The 17,162-nt window shown below is 43.4% G+C and carries 17 protein-coding genes and 1 other annotated feature; of the genes, 2 read left to right on the top strand and 15 right to left on the bottom strand.

Going from position 1 to position 17,162, the window contains the following annotated elements:
- Positions 1 to 35: 35 nt before the first annotated feature.
- The 12 genes from ftsH to proS form a co-directional block, all read right to left on the bottom strand.
- On the bottom strand, positions 36 to 1,880 hold the full coding sequence (gene ftsH / locus OCV72_RS15455; protein ID WP_055284721.1) for an ATP-dependent zinc metalloprotease FtsH: 1,845 nt from the start codon (positions 1,878 to 1,880) through the stop codon (positions 36 to 38).
- A 27-nt stretch (positions 1,881 to 1,907) separates the two neighbouring features.
- Positions 1,908 to 2,435 carry a hypoxanthine phosphoribosyltransferase gene (gene hpt, locus OCV72_RS15460; RefSeq protein ID WP_028087649.1) on the bottom strand — a complete coding sequence of 176 codons (528 nt, stop codon included), beginning with the start codon at positions 2,433 to 2,435 and terminating at the stop codon, positions 1,908 to 1,910.
- Positions 2,419 to 3,840: a tRNA lysidine(34) synthetase TilS gene (tilS, locus tag OCV72_RS15465; protein ID WP_055284723.1), complete on the bottom strand. Its 1,422-nt coding sequence runs from the start codon at positions 3,838 to 3,840 to the stop codon at positions 2,419 to 2,421. The genes hpt and tilS overlap by 17 nt, the downstream gene beginning before the upstream one ends.
- 128 nt (positions 3,841 to 3,968) lie before the next feature.
- A complete protein-coding gene (locus OCV72_RS15470) occupies positions 3,969 to 5,375 on the bottom strand; it encodes a SpoIIE family protein phosphatase (RefSeq protein ID WP_055284756.1) in 1,407 nt (468 codons plus the stop codon).
- Between the two features lie 87 nt (positions 5,376 to 5,462).
- Positions 5,463 to 5,786, bottom strand: coding sequence for a septum formation initiator family protein (locus tag OCV72_RS15475; RefSeq protein WP_028087652.1), 324 nt, complete (start codon positions 5,784 to 5,786; stop codon positions 5,463 to 5,465).
- 62 nt (positions 5,787 to 5,848) lie between these two features.
- Positions 5,849 to 6,232 (bottom strand): spore cortex biosynthesis protein YabQ, encoded by a 384-nt coding sequence (gene yabQ / locus OCV72_RS15480; RefSeq protein ID WP_262568962.1) that lies wholly within the window; start codon positions 6,230 to 6,232, stop codon positions 5,849 to 5,851.
- 23 nt (positions 6,233 to 6,255) lie between these two features.
- Positions 6,256 to 6,540, bottom strand: a complete 285-nt coding sequence (gene yabP / locus OCV72_RS15485) for a sporulation protein YabP (protein WP_055284726.1) — start codon at positions 6,538 to 6,540, stop codon at positions 6,256 to 6,258.
- Positions 6,541 to 6,661: 121 nt separating this feature from the next.
- Positions 6,662 to 6,901, bottom strand: a complete 240-nt coding sequence (locus tag OCV72_RS15490; RefSeq protein ID WP_055284728.1) for an RNA-binding S4 domain-containing protein — start codon at positions 6,899 to 6,901, stop codon at positions 6,662 to 6,664.
- Positions 6,902 to 7,024: 123 nt separating this feature from the next.
- Positions 7,025 to 7,300, bottom strand: a complete 276-nt coding sequence (locus tag OCV72_RS15495) for an HU family DNA-binding protein (RefSeq protein WP_028087656.1) — start codon at positions 7,298 to 7,300, stop codon at positions 7,025 to 7,027.
- Between the two features lie 186 nt (positions 7,301 to 7,486).
- Entirely contained in the window at positions 7,487 to 8,473 is a 987-nt protein-coding gene (locus OCV72_RS15500) for a CotS family spore coat protein (protein ID WP_055284730.1), read from the bottom strand.
- 73 nt (positions 8,474 to 8,546) lie between these two features.
- Positions 8,547 to 9,890 carry a CCA tRNA nucleotidyltransferase gene (locus tag OCV72_RS15505; RefSeq protein ID WP_055284733.1) on the bottom strand — a complete coding sequence of 448 codons (1,344 nt, stop codon included), beginning with the start codon at positions 9,888 to 9,890 and terminating at the stop codon, positions 8,547 to 8,549.
- A gap of 129 nt (positions 9,891 to 10,019) precedes the next feature.
- Positions 10,020 to 11,459 carry a proline--tRNA ligase gene (gene proS / locus OCV72_RS15510; RefSeq protein ID WP_006427496.1) on the bottom strand — a complete coding sequence of 480 codons (1,440 nt, stop codon included), beginning with the start codon at positions 11,457 to 11,459 and terminating at the stop codon, positions 10,020 to 10,022.
- A 107-nt stretch (positions 11,460 to 11,566) separates the two neighbouring features.
- Positions 11,567 to 11,777 (bottom strand) — a binding site (T-box leader).
- Between the two features lie 178 nt (positions 11,778 to 11,955).
- Here proS and OCV72_RS15515 point away from each other — a divergent pair.
- Positions 11,956 to 12,654, top strand: a complete 699-nt coding sequence (locus tag OCV72_RS15515) for an RluA family pseudouridine synthase (protein WP_055284735.1) — start codon at positions 11,956 to 11,958, stop codon at positions 12,652 to 12,654.
- Positions 12,655 to 12,782: 128 nt separating this feature from the next.
- On the opposite strand, the gene spoVG is transcribed toward OCV72_RS15515, so the two are convergent.
- Genes spoVG through OCV72_RS15530 form a run of 3 tightly spaced genes read right to left on the bottom strand, consistent with a single transcriptional unit; the run spans position 12,783 to position 15,488 of the window.
- On the bottom strand, positions 12,783 to 13,058 hold the full coding sequence (gene spoVG / locus OCV72_RS15520; RefSeq protein ID WP_055284737.1) for a septation regulator SpoVG: 276 nt from the start codon (positions 13,056 to 13,058) through the stop codon (positions 12,783 to 12,785).
- Positions 13,059 to 13,098: 40 nt separating this feature from the next.
- Positions 13,099 to 14,217, bottom strand: a complete 1,119-nt coding sequence (glgD, locus tag OCV72_RS15525; protein WP_055284739.1) for a glucose-1-phosphate adenylyltransferase subunit GlgD — start codon at positions 14,215 to 14,217, stop codon at positions 13,099 to 13,101.
- Positions 14,214 to 15,488, bottom strand: a complete 1,275-nt coding sequence (locus OCV72_RS15530; RefSeq protein WP_055284741.1) for a glucose-1-phosphate adenylyltransferase — start codon at positions 15,486 to 15,488, stop codon at positions 14,214 to 14,216. The genes glgD and OCV72_RS15530 overlap by 4 nt, the downstream gene beginning before the upstream one ends.
- 224 nt (positions 15,489 to 15,712) lie before the next feature.
- Between OCV72_RS15530 and murC the strand changes: the two genes are divergently transcribed.
- Positions 15,713 to 17,092, top strand: a complete 1,380-nt coding sequence (murC, locus tag OCV72_RS15535; RefSeq protein ID WP_055284743.1) for a UDP-N-acetylmuramate--L-alanine ligase — start codon at positions 15,713 to 15,715, stop codon at positions 17,090 to 17,092.
- Positions 17,093 to 17,162 lie beyond the last annotated feature (70 nt).

The following is a 17,162-nucleotide window of genomic DNA, read 5'->3' on the forward strand; positions in this document are numbered from 1 at the left end:
TCATTTTTTGTTTCCGGAAAGGAAAACTCTTCCTCCTAGTCCTCCGATACATCTTCCGGGAACAGCGCTTCAAATTCTTCCCGAGAAATCTTTTCTTTTTCCAGCAGAAGGTCTGCGCATGTATGCAGAACATCGTCATATTTTCTAATGATATGTCTTGCTCTGTCATAACATTCATCAATAATTCTCTTTACTTCCTGGTCGATCACAGTAGCCACACCCTCTCCGTAGCCTCTTGCTGTATGCGCCAGATCACGTCCGATGAACACCTCATTGTTGTCATCATCATAGTTGATCAGCCCGACTGCTTCCGACATACCGAACTTTGTAACCATGGATTTTGCCAGACCGGTTGCCTGTTTGATATCCTGGGATGCACCGGTTGTGATATCATCAAATACTTCTTCTTCGGCTACACGTCCGCCGAGTGATACCGTAATATCCTGAAGCATCTTTCCTTTTGTATTAAACATCTCATCCTTTTCCGGAAGCGGCATCGTATATCCTCCCGCACTTCCTGTCGGGATGATCGAGACACTGTATACAGGTCCCACATCCGGGAGTACATGGAACAGGATTGCATGCCCTGCTTCATGAAATGCTGTGATTCTCTTCTCTTTTTCGGAAATGACACGGCTCTTCTTCTCTGCACCGATTCCGACTTTTACAAATGCTTTCTTAATATCATCCTGTTTTAAGAATACTCTGTTATCCTTCGCTGCAAGAATTGCTGCCTCGTTCAGAAGATTTTCCAGATCTGCACCTGTAAATCCTGCTGTTGTCTGCGCGATCTGCTGCAGATTGATCTCCTCACTCAGTGGTTTGCCTTTCGCATGAACCTTAAGGATCTCCTCACGCCCTTTGATATCAGGTCTTCCAACCATAACCTTGCGGTCGAATCGTCCCGGACGAAGGATTGCCGGATCAAGGATGTCTACTCGGTTGGTTGCAGCCATCACGATGATACCTTCATTGACACCAAAACCATCCATCTCTACAAGTAACTGGTTCAGTGTCTGCTCACGCTCGTCATGTCCGCCGCCCATTCCGGTTCCACGGCGTCTTGCAACTGCATCGATCTCATCGATAAAGATGATACAAGGTGCATTCTTCTTAGCCTCCTCGAACAGGTCTCTGACACGGGATGCACCGACACCGACAAACATTTCCACAAAATCCGAACCGGAGATCGTAAAGAACGGAACTCCCGCTTCTCCGGCAACTGCCTTCGCAAGCAGTGTCTTACCGGTTCCCGGAGGGCCTACCAGCAACACGCCTTTCGGGATTCTTGCTCCCACCTGGATATATTTCTTCGGAGATTTCAGGAAATCAACAATCTCCTCCAGTTCCTCTTTCTCTTCTTCCAGACCTGCCACCTGGGCAAATGTCACTTTCTTGTCACGGTCTGTACTCAGTCTTGCACGGCTCTTTCCAAAATTCATTGCTTTCGAATTCGCACCGCCGCCCTGCCGGTTCATCAGACCGAAGAGCAGGAAAACTCCGCCCAGTGTAAGAATAACTGGCAGAAATGTGGTTGCTGCCCAGCTGTCCTGCGGGATATCCGGCATCGTATACTCCACATTCTGTTCTTTCAGATAATCCTGGATCTCGTTAACATCAGAAACATACAGATATCTGATCTTATCGGAATCGTCGTCTCCCTTCAACGTAATCTCTACACGTCCTGTCGGAACACTCTTATTCTGATTCACTTCTACCGACTCGATCTTGTCATTCTGAACCAACTGTTGGAAATTCTTCCAGGTAATCTCTTTTTCTCGTTGATCGAACTGATTGGTAAACCATAATGCTGCGAACAAAAATATGACAAACACCAGAAATACAGCACCGTTCAGTCCTCTCACTTTCTTATTATCCAATTTTCAGGCTCCTTTCTTGTGACACGCCTATTCTACGCCCTCTACTACTCCGATAAACGGAAGGTTTCTATATCTCTGAGCGTAATCCAGACCATATCCCACAACAAATTCGTCCGGGATATTGAATCCGACATAATCTACTTTTACATCTTTTACTCTTCTTTCCGGTTTATCCAGAAGCGTACAAAGCTTCATACTCTTTGGATTTCTCTTAGCCAGGATATCCATCAGATAATATAATGTTCTTCCTGAATCAATGATATCCTCCACGATCAGCACATCTTTTCCTTCCAGTGTCTCATCTAAGTCTTTGGCGATCTTAACGACACCGCTTGACTTTGTTCCGTCACCGTAGCTGCTGACACTCATAAAATCCATAGATACCGGAACGGTGATTCTCTTTGCCAGTTCACACATAAAGAATACTCCGCCCTTTAACACGCAGATCAGATGCACCTGCTTTCCCGCATAATCTTTGCTGATCTGTTCTCCAAGTTCTTTGATCCTCTTTGCAACATCCTCTTCAGGAACTAATACTTTAACTGTCTCTGCCATCTTCTTCTCCTCCGTTAAATTCTATTTCCAAAATCCTTTTGGTCTTATCTGTAATCTGATACGCCTGGTTCTGTCTGTATCCGATAATCCACAGAATGTGACTGCCATCTGCTGCCAGCCAGATCTTATCTCTGTCTTCCCGCGGGATCTTCGCATTGATAAAATACTTCTTCAGACTCTGCGTTCCGCCATTTCTGTCGATTGTGATATAGTCACCAGGCTCTTTATGTCTTATTTTTACAGTGCTCTTAATTATATCATAGTCAAACCATTTCGTGTAGGTTTTTTTAGGAAATGCGCCTGTTTCCGCCGTTTGTTCAAACATCCGCATATGCACTCCCGGTTCATTGCCGGCGTCCTCTTTTTCCCCTGTTTTGAGATCCGATCTGTCAAGCAGGATTCCATCATAACATTTTTCCGCAGTCATTTTATAAGGAAGGCTGATCTTTCTTCCGGTCTGAAGCCGTGCCAGATCTTCGATCAGTCTTACATGCACCTGCTCGATATCTTTTCTGCGCCCCGCCAGTTCACATAGCAGCGCATGAATCAGGAACGAACGTACAGTCTTATCGACATCCCGGAATAATTCCTCTTTGATCAGCAGTTCCGGAACGTTTTCACGTTCTTCATACAGATCTTCTGCACTCCCACACGGCCGCTTTTCCACATATCGCTCCCTGCATTTTTGCACTTCCTGTTCCATAAACGCCCACACTGCACGCATCTGTTCCATCGTCTCGGACATGTGCATGACCGTCTGCGGATTGACCTCTTGTTCGAGATAGGGAATCACATGATTCCGGATCCGGTTTCTCGTATAGTGATCTTCCAGATTCGTCTCATCCGTACAATAACTGATTCCCTTTTCCTGTAAAAATGCTTCAATCTCACATCTCTGCACACAGAGAAGCGGACGGATATACCGGACGGTATCTCCTTCTGCCGGGCTGATACCGCCAAGTCCACGCAGGCCGCATCCGCGGCTTAAGTTCCACAAAAGCGTCTCCGCATTATCATTTTGGTGATGCGCCAGCGCAATCTTTGTACCGTTTTTCTCTTTGCACACCTTTTCAAATATCTGCCGCCTGATATTCCTGCCCGCCTCTTCCAGCGTCAGGCCCTGTTCTTTTGCATACTGCTCCACATTCTCATGAAATGCCAGATACCTGACCCCGAGTTGTCTGCATAGTGCCTTTACATATCTCTCATCGGCATCTGCACTGTCACCGCGGATCCCATGATGGATATGCACCACCGTCAGTTCCAATGGCATCTCATTTTTAAATTCTTTTAACATGAAAAGAAGGCATACGGAGTCTGCGCCTCCAGATACGCCTGTGATTACATGATCATTCTCCTGTAACATATGGTATTTTTCCACATATGCTTTCACCCGTTGATACATTCCGGCCTTCCTTTTCCTTTATTCTGTCTGTATAAATTCTTCCTGCCCGGTCCTTGATCTTCCACTCACCGGTATGGCAAATATATAAGCTATATATAAATTAAATATATAAAATTTCTTATAGAAAGTCAACTTAAGCCCCATATTCCAATCACCAGCACCGTCATATCATCCATCGGCATCCCGCCGGAACTTTTCAACACCTGACTTAAGATTCCGCGGGCAAATTCCGTCGGATTGACAATATCCGTCTCCCGGATGAATTCCACTAATTTTTCTTCCTGTGAACCTTCAGGCAGGGCATCCATCACGCCATCTGTTACCATGATCACATATTCTCCCGATTCCAGATTCCGCTCTTCCCTGTCCAGTTCTATATTCTGTACAACACCGATCGGAAGTGTCGTCGACTCGATTTTTTCAACTTCTTTCTTCCTCTTAATAAAAGTCGCCGAGGCTCCGGCCTTTACAAATTCACAACTTCCCTGATACAGATCAAACAGGCAGACATCCAATGTACAGAACTTCACTTCTTCCCGTCCTGTTACCAGCGCCGTATTCATCATCTGCACCGCTGTCTCTACCGGAAATCCTGCTTCCAGCAGTTCTTCCAGCATCTCCACCACCATTGTACTGTCCCGGAATGCTTCCTCTCCGGAACCCATGCCATCCGAAAGCGCAACTCCTTTGCGTCCGCCCGGAAGATCCTTCATCAGAAACGTATCTCCCGATATCTCTTCCAGTCCTTTTCCGATCCTCGCAACACCCTGCAGTGTCTGGAACTTTGCTCCCTCCATACAGGCAATGGTGCCATATTCTTCTCCGATCACAAGCCTTTCCCCCTGTCTCGGAATCATCGTTCTTCCTATACATTTTCCCACTAGAAACGCAACATCTTTTGCAAGGACGACCCGTCCTTTCATGGCTTTTACCGTCAGATGGACTTCATATTTTCCCTGCTGTGTCATGTAAAACACAACCGAAAGCAGCTTCACATTTTCTTTTTTCAGCGCTGCTTTTATACGCTTCTCCAAATGGTCATCCTGGAAGATCCCGGCATCCAGTTCCCTGGTTGTATACTGTATCATTTTAGCGAAGCTCGTAAGTTGTCTTGCATACCCCTCTCTCGCCTGCACCAGTCTGTGATTCCACATCAGGATCTGCTTGGCATTCTCGAATTCTTCCAGACTCTCTCTTAAAAAACGTGGTGCAAACAGGCACTGTCTCTTCAGCCTGCGTTTTAATTCCATATTCAGCTCTGCGCCATATTCTTCTGCCGCACACAGGATCTCATACATCATCTGATAAGTCACCGAGTGCTTTTCTCCCAGACATTCTCCCCGCCGTTCACAGCCTGCACAGACATTCCCTGTCACCTTTTCAAACATTTCATCAATTTCTTCTCTGGACAAGGTTCCTTTGTATGCCTCCATATTCAGAAATGTTTTGGATAAATGCTGCAGTGAATCGGCAAATTTGTCCATCTGTACCACATATGGATTTACAAATATTTCCTGTTCCTTTATCTGTGCCAACTTTGTCGTTCCCCTTTCTTCTGAATACATGACGGAAAAAAGCTTCAGGAATCTCTTCCTGAAGCTTATCATTCGTCTTTTATAGTCTTATTTCGATTTAAAAACAATCTCGTTGTCATGTACCAGACCCAGCTTTTCTTTCGCTACATCTTCTACATATTTATCCGTTCCAACGTATTTTTCCAGTTCTTTAATCTCTTTTTTCCGATCCTGTTCCGCCTGGATCTGCTCTTTTAATTCCGTCTCCTGCGCCTGATACTCCCTGTTCTTTGCCTTTAATGTCATACTGTTTGCAGACACCATAACTGTCAACATAAGAACAACTGCGCTGATCGCCAACACACTTCTCTTATGATTCTGAGAACGCTTGCGCTGCCGTCTTCTGCGGTTTCTCTGCTTTACATCATTCATATTAATTTACTCACCCTTGCCGGCAGCCCTGCCGTTTCACTCACCTGTTAATTATTTTTATTCTATCTTTTTTCCCCGGGTTTTTCAAGTGTTTCGGTAAAAAATCTGCTATGCCGCCGTACAATTTTCCGACAAATTTTCCCCGTAATCGCAAGAAAAACTGACATAATGATCCCGCCGATTCCAACACCTAGTATAAAGTACCATCGCACACTACCACTGCTTGTGTAGTAAATCTGCACAAACAAAAAAATCGCGGTTCCGATCCAATAGATCAGATCCTCCAGTTCAATAACCCAATGAGCATGATGTACCACTTCCCGCAGGCAGCTGATACAACGGTATGCAAGACGTACGATTGCTCCGGTCAGGACCGCCAGCAGAAATATGAACAGTTCTTTTCCTATCCCCATCTTACATTTCACCTTATTTTCCTTATTCCTCATGACATTCCCGGTTCTCCGGCAGATCACCGGAATAACTTTTCAAAAAGACTTCCTGCCTGCTTTGCTGTCGAATGGATATCCGAATATGAGATACTGTCAATGTTTCCCGACAGATCGATCTCTCCCTTTTCAAGATTCACACGGTTCACATGCAGATCCGTTCCTCTCACCATCAGCATTCCCTGCTCTGTCTCCAGCAATATCTCATTCAGATTAAAAGACAGCACATCCAGAACACCTGTCACCAGTCCTGCCTTCCGGTTATTCAATATCAGTTTATGGTTTTTCTGTACTGCTACCGTCTCCAAAACTATCACAACCTTTCTTACTAATCATATGAAAAGGAAATCGAAATTATGACTTTTCACATAATTATGCAAGAAAGGTTGTGATGATCCCCGCCGCTTTTTCACCGGCCATTAATAAGGTTTATAAATATTTGAAAAGGTCTCCTGCCTCTTCTTTTTTCGTTGTATCTTTAATATCAAGAACTTCTACTTTTACGGTTCTTGTTCCGAACTGGATCTCTATGATATCTCCTTGTTTTACTTTTACAGACGCCTTGGCCGGTTTATCATTTACCAGTACACGACCGGCATCGCAGGCTTCATTCGCAACCGTCCGGCGTTTGATCAATCTGGATACTTTTAAAAATTTGTCTAATCTCATCTATCTGTTCTCCTGTATACTTTACTGTCAGCCGGTTCTTTCGAACGCATAATGCTAAAAAACCGAAGAGTATCAGGACACTCTCCGGCATAAATCCTTTCGGATAAATATTACAAATTCAGACTACTCGTTGATAGCATCTTTTAATGCTTTACCAGCTTTGAACTTTGGTGCTTTGCAAGCTGCAATCTTCATAGTCTCGCCTGTCTGAGGATTTCTTCCTTCTCTCTCAGCTCTCATGCTTACTTCAAAAGTACCAAATCCAACAACCTGTACTTTATGCTCTTTCTTTAATTCATCTGTTACAACATCAACGAATGCTTTTAAAGCTTTCTCGGAATCTTTCTTTGATAATTCTGCCTGGTCAGCGATTGCTGCGATCAGTTCTGTTTTGTTCATGGATATATCCTCCTCTTATTTACATTTAGAATTCATAATTTCGATTCTTTTTATACAAAGTCACTGTCCATACCCCGTCATATGACATGCCTTTATGTATTGTTATACCTGTTTTCATACGGAATGTCAAGGTAAATCCCCTGTTTTCCCTGTATTTTCAAGGTTTTCCGGCATTTTCAGGTGCCTTCAGAGTTCAAATCCAAACAGCTCTTTTAAAAACATTTTTTTCTCTTCTGTCTGCTTTATTGCAGTCTTTAGTTTCTCTGTATTTTTTACCGATATCCACGCTTTATTCATGCAATAATATGAATTTGCAATTTTCCAGAACTTTTCCGGATAAATCAGACGGATTTTCAAATATTCTGTTTCGCTTCTGGTAAGTGGGTGGATTGCAGAATACGCATTCAGCATGCCATCTCCGAGCCGGAGCTTCCACCCGCTTTTCTCCATTACTTTTCTGAGAAAATAGTACAGATCCTCTACCTGGATATCCCGATGGAATTTTTCAAAATTCATTGTCGCGATTCCTTCTCTTGTCATGATGATATTATGGTAATTATACTCTCCGTGCGTCATACCGTAACGGTTCATCTCTTCCTGATACAATTGTTCATAATCCGACTGTTCCAGTTCACACACCGCAGCCTCTGCCCACTGATACATCAGTTCAAACTGCTGCAAAAATGCAAATTCAAATTCCCCTTTCGGCACAGCTTTTCTGACAAACTGCCGTACTTTTTTTAACTCCCGGTTATGCCGTCTGTATTTTTCACCGGTCTTAATCCCTTCTGTAATCCTATGCTCCAGTTCATGCCTCATAACAGTATGTAATTTCGCCAGATTCCCGGCCGCTTCTAATATTTCCCTGGTCTTTTTTATGTCGCATTCACGGCCTGCATACCATTTTTTCAACATATACCGGTCACCATTATCCAACGAAGAGATATATTCACCGTTCCGGTTCGCTATCATATAATCGATCTGATGCTCTCCTTGTTCATAAAGCCAGGTATAAAGTTCGCATAACGCAGGGATTCTTTTTTCGGATGTTGTAACTTCCTTCAAAAGGAATACCCCTTTGTTCGTTTCGCATAAAACAGCACCTCTGACTTTACGGGTGCTGTTTACTTCTATATCATATTGTTCCAGTATTTTTTGTTCAAATTCCTGCATTTATATTCCCCGCACTTTACACTTGATATTCTTTTTAAATGTATGTGGGAAATATAAAAAATATTCACTGCTGTTATACTTCTTTATCCGTGGAAATATAATTCAACAGGGTCTCTCTCGTATTCATTTCCGGATTCTCGATCACAAGGTTCAATAATTCGTTTAACTTTTCCCCGATCTCTTTTCCCGGCTTCATTCCTGCCCGGATCAGATCTCTGCCGGTCACAGCTAATTCTTTTAACGATACACACTGCCCTTTTTCTATAATCTCTGTATATGTCTGTTCTACTTCATCCAGATTTTTTAATTTTTCTGCCCTCCGGTACTCACTTTGCGCCAGAACATCTGCTCTTCTGACTTCCATATAATATGGGAAAATATCTTCGCCGATCTTATTCATTGCTCTTCTGACATTCTTCGGCACGGCCGGCATGCGGTAATCATGATTCAGCACAAGTCTTGTAACCTTATGCAGTGTATCATTATCGAATTTTAATCTCCGAAGCACTTCTTTCGCAATGCGCTCACTTCCCAATGCATGCATTTTAAAATGCGCAACGCCGTCTTCATCCATGGTCTTGTATTCCGGTTTTCCTGTATCATGCAGTAACATTGTCAATCTTAAGATCTTATCATTGCGGACATTCATCATTGCATGAATGGTATGTTCCCCAACGGTATACATATGATGCGGTGTCTCCTGCTCTGTCTCCATCATCCGGTCAAATTCCGGCAAAAATATCTTCGTAATTCCAAGTTCATAGGCAGTTCTTATCAGTTCCGGCCGGTCAGATGTCAGCATCTTCACCAGCTCTACCTGTATCCTCTCCGCACTGATATTTTCGAGTGTCGGTGCAAGAAGCTTCATTCCTTCTTTCGTCTCCTCATCGATCTCAAATCCCAGCTGCGCTGCGAACCTGACACCTCTTAAAATCCGGAGTGCATCTTCCGAGAACCGTTCCTTGGCATTTCCCACGCAACGGATCATATGCTTTTCCAGATCCTGCATTCCTCCAAAGATATCTACGATCCCATCCTTGTCATTATACGCCATGGCATTGATCGTAAAATCCCGTCTGAGCAGGTCTTCCTTCAGATTCCTTGTAAATGTCACTTCTTTCGGATGTCTGCTGTCCTCATATTTTCCATCGATTCTGTACGTCGTAACTTCGTATCCCTCATGATTCAAAAGTACGGTTATCGTTCCATGCTCAATTCCCGTATCAAATGTTTTGTCAAATAATGCCTTTGTCTCTTCCGGCATTGCTGATGTTGTAATATCCCAGTCGCCCGGTTCTCTGCCAAGGATGGAATCTCTGACACATCCGCCGACTGCGTATGCTTCAAATCCATGCAACTGTAAGGTATGAATGATAAACTGTACATCATCCGGTAATTTTATATTAAAGTTATTCACAAATATTTCCTCCGTTTATCCACGTTATCAACATTCTATATCATACCATATTTTTGCCGGTGGCTGTTGATAAAAAATGGACGGTAGATTCCTAAAATCCACCGTCCATTACTTATAATCTCTTTATTCTTAGTATGATTTTCCCCAGTAAGCCATGTGTTTCGCAGGTTTTCCGCAATAGATACATTTATCGGAAATAAACTCTTCATCTTCGATCAGACATCTTGTTGCAGCTCCGCCTGTCTGATATTTTACTTCGCCCTCACATTCCGGATCTCCACACCAGCATGCTTTTACAAATCCACGGTTGGCTTTGAACTTCTCAACCATTTCATCCATTGTAGTAGCTGTATCAATGTGGCTGTTCAGGAATTCTTCTGCTCTGTTGTACATATCCTGCTGCTCCTGCTCTAAGATCTCGCGCAGTTTTACTGCGATCTCATCGAGAGATACAACGATCTTCTCACGGTTGTCACGACGTACAACAACAACCTGGTTCTTCTCGATATCCTTTGGTCCGATCTCGATACGTGTTGGGATACCAAGGATCTCCTGCTCAGAGAATTTCCATCCTGTACTCTTATCAGAGTCATCGATCTTCACTCTGTATCCTGCTTTTTTCAGTTCGTCAAGCAGTGCATAAGATCTGTCAAGTACACCTTCTTTGTGCTGGGCGATTGGGATGATTCTACATTCAACCGGTGCTACGTGTGGTGGCAGTACCAGTCCGTCATCGTCACCGTGAACCATGATCAGGGCTCCGATACTTCTTGTTGACCATCCCCATGATGTCTCATACGCACTGTGCAGTTCGTTGTTCTTATCTACATATTTGATTCCGAATGCATCCGGGAATCCGTTTCCGAAGAAATGGCTTGTCGCAGACTGAAGTGCTTTTCCGTCATGCATCAGTGCTTCGATCGTGTATGTGTCTTCTGCTCCGGCGAATTTCTCGTGTTCTGCCTTTCTTCCTGCTACGAATGGGATAGCCATTGTCTCTTTATAGCAATCCTTATAAACTTCCCACATCTGGATTGTTCTTTCTTCTGCTTCTTCATATGTTGCATGAAGTGTGTGACCTTCCTGCCATAAGAATTCTCTTGAACGAAGGAATGGTCTTGTTGTCTTCTCCCAACGGAGAACGGAGTTCCACTGGTTCCATACCTTTGGAAGATCTCTGTATGATTTTACTGTTTTAGCCCAGAGGTCACAGAACAGTGTCTCTGATGTAGGGCGTACGCATAATCTTTCCTGCAGTCTTTCCATTCCACCGTGTGTTACCCATGCAACTTCCGGTGCGAATCCTTCTACGTGATCAGCTTCTTTTTCCAGAAGTGACTCCGGAATCAGTACTGGCAGGTATACATTCTCAACTCCTGTTTCTTTGAAACGTCTGTCCAGATCTGCCTGGATCAGTTCCCAGATTGCATAACCGTTCGGTAAGTAGTTCATGCATCCTTTTACGCTTGAATAATCACAAAGATTTGCTTCACGTACAACGTCTGTGTACCACTGTGCGAAATCTTCGTCACGAGATGTAATGTTTTTGACTAATTTTTCCTTTGCCATGTTTCTCTTCTCCTTTTCAATTTTGGTGAAATCCTTATTCCACGTTATTTTTTTGCCGGGAGTTCCGCAACCTGGCACAAAAAACGCCGGGCCTTTCGACTCCCCGAAAAAGGGACCGAAAAGCTCGGCGGTACCACCCTAGTTAACTGCGACCCTTTCGCAGCTCTCTTCATTGGCCGTTAACGCCGGCTGACACGCTGCACTTTCATGCAGTGGCTCCAGGACCGGTTCCATGTGATGAACAGCAGATATCTCACACCATATGATATCCTCTCTGCAGCTGGATTCTCATGTACTAATTCCCTTCATCGCCATAAAAAATATTGAATTGTCAATTATTTTAATCCATGAGGTATGTTTTGTCAAGATACTATCCCTGCTTCTGCCAGTACTTTCCCGCTCAATTATGTTTTCCTCTTTTCTCCACAACTTCTTGCAGTTTTTTCCCCTCCATGATTTAATAAGTATAACATTTGTTTTAACAAAGGAGAAGTATATGACTACTTTAAATATATTATATGAAGACCCGCACATTTTAGTCTGTGTCAAGCCACACGGCATCGCAACCCAGAGCAAAAGTATCCGTTACCCAGACATGGTCAGCCTAATCAGAAACCATCTGGCGAAATCCAGTGGTTCCAGGAACCCCGGCTCAGCTGAGCCTTACCTTGCCGTCATCCACAGACTGGACCAGCCGGTCGCCGGAATCCTTGTCTTTGCTAAGACTCCGGCTGCTGCAAAAGATCTGAATAAACAATTACAGAATCAGGGATTCGGGAAATATTACCGGGCACTTGTTTCCAATACACCTTCAACAAAAGAAGGCACGCTTGAAAATTATATGGTCAAAGATGCCAGAACAAACACTTCCCGTATCTGTTCTGCGAAGGAAAACGGATCAAAAATTGCACGGCTGCATTATGATACAGTTCCTGTTACGGACTGGCTGTTTACCGCACCTGCTGCTTTCCACGGAACTGAACTGGAAATCCATCTGGATACCGGCCGCCATCATCAGATCCGTGTACAACTCGCATCTGTCGGTTGTCCGATTGTTGGAGATACCAAATATAATCAGGAACTTTCTGACACCACGGGCTGGCAGACAATCCGGCTGTGTGCTTATAAACTAGATTTTAAACACCCGATTACACATAAGACTATGCATTTTCAGTTAGCAAATGATCCTGTGTAATTTTTACCGATAAAAAATAACTGTCATAAGACATTTTTAAACAAACTGCTGACAGCTTGTTCTGACACACAACATTCAAAAAAGGAGCAGGAAATTCCTGCTCCTTTTTTCGCCGATACATATACCATCTATACTTCTGCTGCATCCTCTGCCAGTGCTTCTTCATATTTCTCAAGGATGAAATTCTGAATTCGCTCTCTTGTTCTTGAATTGATCGGATGTGCAATATCTCTATATTCCCCATCCACAGCTTTCTTGCTAGGCATTGCAATAAAGAGTCCCTTCTCTCCTTCAATCACCTTAATGTCATGTACCACAAATTCCTCATCCATGGTAATGGAAACGACAGCTTTCAGCTTGCCCTCCTTTGCTACTTTACGCACGCGTACATCTGTAATCTGCATTTTTCTAGCCCCTTTCTTCTAGCCTTTGCACCATTTTCTCTTAAAGTGCATACCTCTCATTTTTTTCTACGACTACTCTCACACCATTTTCACCAACATAACGTGTATTTGCCCGAATCGTATCTCTGCTTTCCACAATGCAATTCTCAATATATACATTATCTCCGAGATAGACATCATTCAAAATAATGGAATTCTTAATGACACAGTTGTTCCCCACGAATGTCTTCTTGAAAAGAATCGAATTCTCGACTGTTCCATTAATAATGCTTCCGCTTGCCACAAGACTGTTCTTAACCATAGATCCCGGATTATACTTTGCCGGCGGCAGATCACTGACCTTGGAATAGATGCTCGGCTGTGTCCGGAAGAAATACTCCCGTACTTCTGGCTTCAGGAAATCCATATTTGTCTGATAATATGCATCCACTGTTGAAATGTTGCTCCAGTAATCTTTTATTTTATAACCGTAGATTTTCTTCAGATTCTTATACCTGATGAGAATATCGGTCACAAAATCATGTCTGTCATCTTCTGCGCAACGTTCGATCAGATCGATCAGCTGGCGTCTTCTGATTACATAGATACCCGTTGATACAATCTGTGACTGTGCCACCATCGGCTTCTCTTCGAATTCTTCAATGCGCATAGAATCATTCATTTTGATTGTTCCGAAACGGCTCGCATCTTCGTTCGGACCAAGTTCTTTACAAACAACTGTAATATCTGCTTTCTTTGCAATATGATATTCCAGCACTTTGTTATAATCCATCTTATATACTGCATCACCTGATGTAATAATAACATAAGGTTCATGACAACGTTTTAAGAAATCCAGATTCTGGTATATCGCATCTGCCGTTCCGCGATACCAGTATCCGTTCTCTGCTGTGATCGTCGGGGTAAATACATAAAGTCCCCCTTGTTTTCTTCCGAAATCCCACCATTTTGAGGAATTCAGATGTTCATTCAGTGAACGTGCATTGTACTGCGTCAGAACTGCCACCTTCTGAATGTGAGAGTTTGACATATTGCTGAGCGCAAAGTCAATTGCTCTGTAGCTTCCTGCGATCGGCATCGCCGCTACTGCTCTCTTATGTGTCAGTTCACGCATCTTGTTGCTGTTACCACCTGCTAAAATAATTCCAACTGCTCTCATGCCTGTCCACCTGCCTTTATCAATGTTTCGCCACTTTCCAGTACTCCATCCGGGTAATCTTCTTTGGATGTTACGCCACTGACAGCAGTATTCTTTCCAATCTGTACGCCATCCGGTATCACGGATTTTTCACCCACAGCAACCAGTCCAAAGGAATAGATCGCCGGTTTTAATTTGTTCGGCACATCGCTTCCGATACCAAATGTAACATTATCTCCGACAACACAATTTTCAGCAATGATCGCCTTATCTACCACGCAATTCTTTCCAATTCTGGCGTCTTTCATAATAATAGAATCCTTGATAACAGAACCTTCTCCTATAATAACGCCGGATCCTATAATACTGTTATGTACCTCTCCATACACTTCTGCCCCGTTACAAATAATGCTTCTTTCTATCACAGACTGTGCGGAAATATACTGTGGCGGCAGGATCTCACTGTTGGTATATATCTTCCAGAATTCTTCATACAAATTAAATTCCGGAATAATATCGATCAGTTCCATATTGGCCTCCCAATATGATCCCAATGTTCCTACATCTTTCCAATATCCGTTATATTCATATGCAAATAATCTCTCGCCTTTATTGTGACAATACGGAATGATATGTTTTCCAAAATCACATCCCGGCTCGTCCTTCAATGTCTCAAGCGCTTCCTTCAACGCTTTCCATGAGAAAATGTAAATTCCCATGGATGCCAGGTTACTCTTCGGCTCTGCCGGCTTTTCCTGGAACTCCTGAATTCTTCCATCCTCGTCTGCGATAACGATTCCAAAACGGCTCGCCTCTTCCATCGGTACAGGCATTGTCGCAATCGTTACATCGGCATTATGTGCCTTATGATAATCCAGCATCACCTCATAATCCATCTTATAAATATGATCTCCCGATAAGATCAGAACATAATCCGGATCAAACTGCTCCATATAATCCAGGTTCTGATAGATCGCATTCGCAGTTCCGGAGTACCATTCACTGCTTCCACTTCTCTCATATGGCGGAAGCACTGTTACGCCTCCGTAATTCCTGTCAAGATCCCATGGAATACCAATCCCTATATGTGCATTCAACCTTAATGGCTGGTACTGTGTCAATACACCTACCGTATCGATTCCTGAATTAATGCAGTTGCTGAGTGGAAAGTCAATAATGCGGTACTTACCACCAAATGCAACGGCAGGCTTTGCAACTTTTGCTGTGAGAACTCCAAGTCTGCTGCCTTGTCCTCCTGCCAGCAACATTGCTATCATTTCCTTTTTCCTCATGTCATCACCCCTTCTCAGTAGTCTTGCTTTTTTTATTATATCATACTTCCTCCCATGTTGCTAACAATTTTTACAATTTTTCAAACATTTCCGTAATCTTTTTGTTAAATTATTACAAAAACTTACGGGTTGGATTTTTTTTGATATATGTTTATAATAATATGAAGAACATGTAGTTTTTATGATGATATTTTTACCAAAATGAACATAAAGGATGGTATATTATGTATAAAATTAATTTTGAAACCCCTATACACGTACACTTTATCGGAATCGGCGGAATCAGCATGAGCGGTCTTGCAGAGATTCTTTTAAAAGAAGGCTTCACTATTTCCGGATCCGATAATAAAGAATCTGCCCTTACAGATCACCTTGAGCAGATGGGTGCAAAGGTATTCTACGGACAGAAAGCTTCTAATATCATTCCCGGTATTGATGTAGTTGTATACACAGCAGCTATCCATCCGGATAACGAAGAATATGCCGAAGCAGTAAGACAGAAGCTTCCTATGCTGACCCGTGCGGAATTACTCGGACAGTTGATGACAAACTATGATATGCCGATCGCAATCTCAGGTACTCACGGAAAGACAACCACAACTTCGATGCTTTCACACATTCTCCTCGCCGGAGAATTGGACCCTACGATCTCCGTAGGCGGAATCCTGAAAGCTATCGGCGGAAATATCCGTGTGGGCGACTCTGAATACTTTGTTACCGAAGCATGCGAATACACGAACAGTTTCCTGCATTTCTTCCCGAAGATCGGTGTGATCCTGAATATTGACGAAGATCATCTGGATTTCTTCAAGGATCTGGCTGATATCCGTAATTCCTTCCATCGTTTCGCTAAATTACTTCCGAAGGACGGAACCCTGGTCATCAATGATAACATTCCTGATCTGGAAGAGATCACTGCAGACCTTGACTGCCGTGTGATCCGTTACGGCAACGACAGCTCCCTTGACTACAGTGCAACCAACATTCTCCACGACAAGAAGGGTGAAGCTTCCTTTGACCTGATAAAATCCGGGGAATTTATCGACCGAATCTCCTTATCTGTCAACGGAGACCACAATGTATCCAATGCATTGTCTGCAATCGCAGTCGCTGATCTTCTCGGAGTTCCTTTCAGCAAGATCAAAGAAGGTCTGAAGTCCTTCCACGGCACTGACCGTCGTTTTGAATACAAAGGTGAAGTCAACGGATTTACGATCATCGATGATTATGCACACCATCCAACAGAAATCAACGCTACGTTAACAGCGGCAAAGGAATATCCGCACAAAGAAGTCTGGTGTATCTTCCAGCCGCATACTTATACACGTACCAAAGCGTTATTCCCTGAGTTCGTAGATGCCCTGACACATGCCGACCATGTGATCCTCGCAGACATCTATGCAGCCCGTGAGACAGATACTCTGGGCATGTCCTCTGAGATGATCGCAGAAGAATTAAAGAAAAAAGGATGCGATGCTTACTATTTCCCAAGCTTCGAAGAGATTGAATCTTTCTGTCTGGACAGATGCCAGAAAGGGGATGTGTTGATAACTATGGGAGCTGGAAACGTTGTAAACATTGGGGAAAACCTGCTTAACCGCTAGTTATCCACATTATCCACACAATTTTATCCACAAAAAAGTCGGATTTCGGCTCAAAAATTTCTTTTTTCCC

The sequence above is a fragment of the Dorea amylophila genome (assembly GCF_025567265.1).
Classification (GTDB): domain Bacteria; phylum Bacillota; class Clostridia; order Lachnospirales; family Lachnospiraceae; genus Dorea_A; species Dorea_A amylophila.

Bases quoted from the DNA above. Each gene is read 5' to 3' on its own strand.
- murC (WP_055284743.1), top strand. From the start codon at position 15,713: ATGTATAAAATTAATTTTGAAACCCCTATACACGTACACTTTATCGGA.
- OCV72_RS15530 (WP_055284741.1), bottom strand. From the start codon at position 15,488: ATGAGGAAAAAGGAAATGATAGCAATGTTGCTGGCAGGAGGACAAGGC.
- OCV72_RS15500 (WP_055284730.1), bottom strand. From the start codon at position 8,473: ATGCAGGAATTTGAACAAAAAATACTGGAACAATATGATATAGAAGTA.
- OCV72_RS15475 (WP_028087652.1), bottom strand. From the start codon at position 5,786: ATGAATGATGTAAAGCAGAGAAACCGCAGAAGACGGCAGCGCAAGCGT.
- OCV72_RS15495 (WP_028087656.1), bottom strand. From the start codon at position 7,300: ATGAACAAAACAGAACTGATCGCAGCAATCGCTGACCAGGCAGAATTA.
- proS (WP_006427496.1), bottom strand. From the start codon at position 11,459: ATGGCAAAGGAAAAATTAGTCAAAAACATTACATCTCGTGACGAAGAT.
- spoVG (WP_055284737.1), bottom strand. From the start codon at position 13,058: ATGCAGATTACAGATGTACGCGTGCGTAAAGTAGCAAAGGAGGGCAAG.
- yabQ (WP_262568962.1), bottom strand. From the start codon at position 6,232: ATGAGGAATAAGGAAAATAAGGTGAAATGTAAGATGGGGATAGGAAAA.
- glgD (WP_055284739.1), bottom strand. From the start codon at position 14,217: ATGAGAGCAGTTGGAATTATTTTAGCAGGTGGTAACAGCAACAAGATG.
- hpt (WP_028087649.1), bottom strand. From the start codon at position 2,435: ATGGCAGAGACAGTTAAAGTATTAGTTCCTGAAGAGGATGTTGCAAAG.
- tilS (WP_055284723.1), bottom strand. From the start codon at position 3,840: ATGTATCAACGGGTGAAAGCATATGTGGAAAAATACCATATGTTACAG.
- OCV72_RS15490 (WP_055284728.1), bottom strand. From the start codon at position 6,901: ATGAGATTAGACAAATTTTTAAAAGTATCCAGATTGATCAAACGCCGG.
- OCV72_RS15515 (WP_055284735.1), top strand. From the start codon at position 11,956: ATGACTACTTTAAATATATTATATGAAGACCCGCACATTTTAGTCTGT.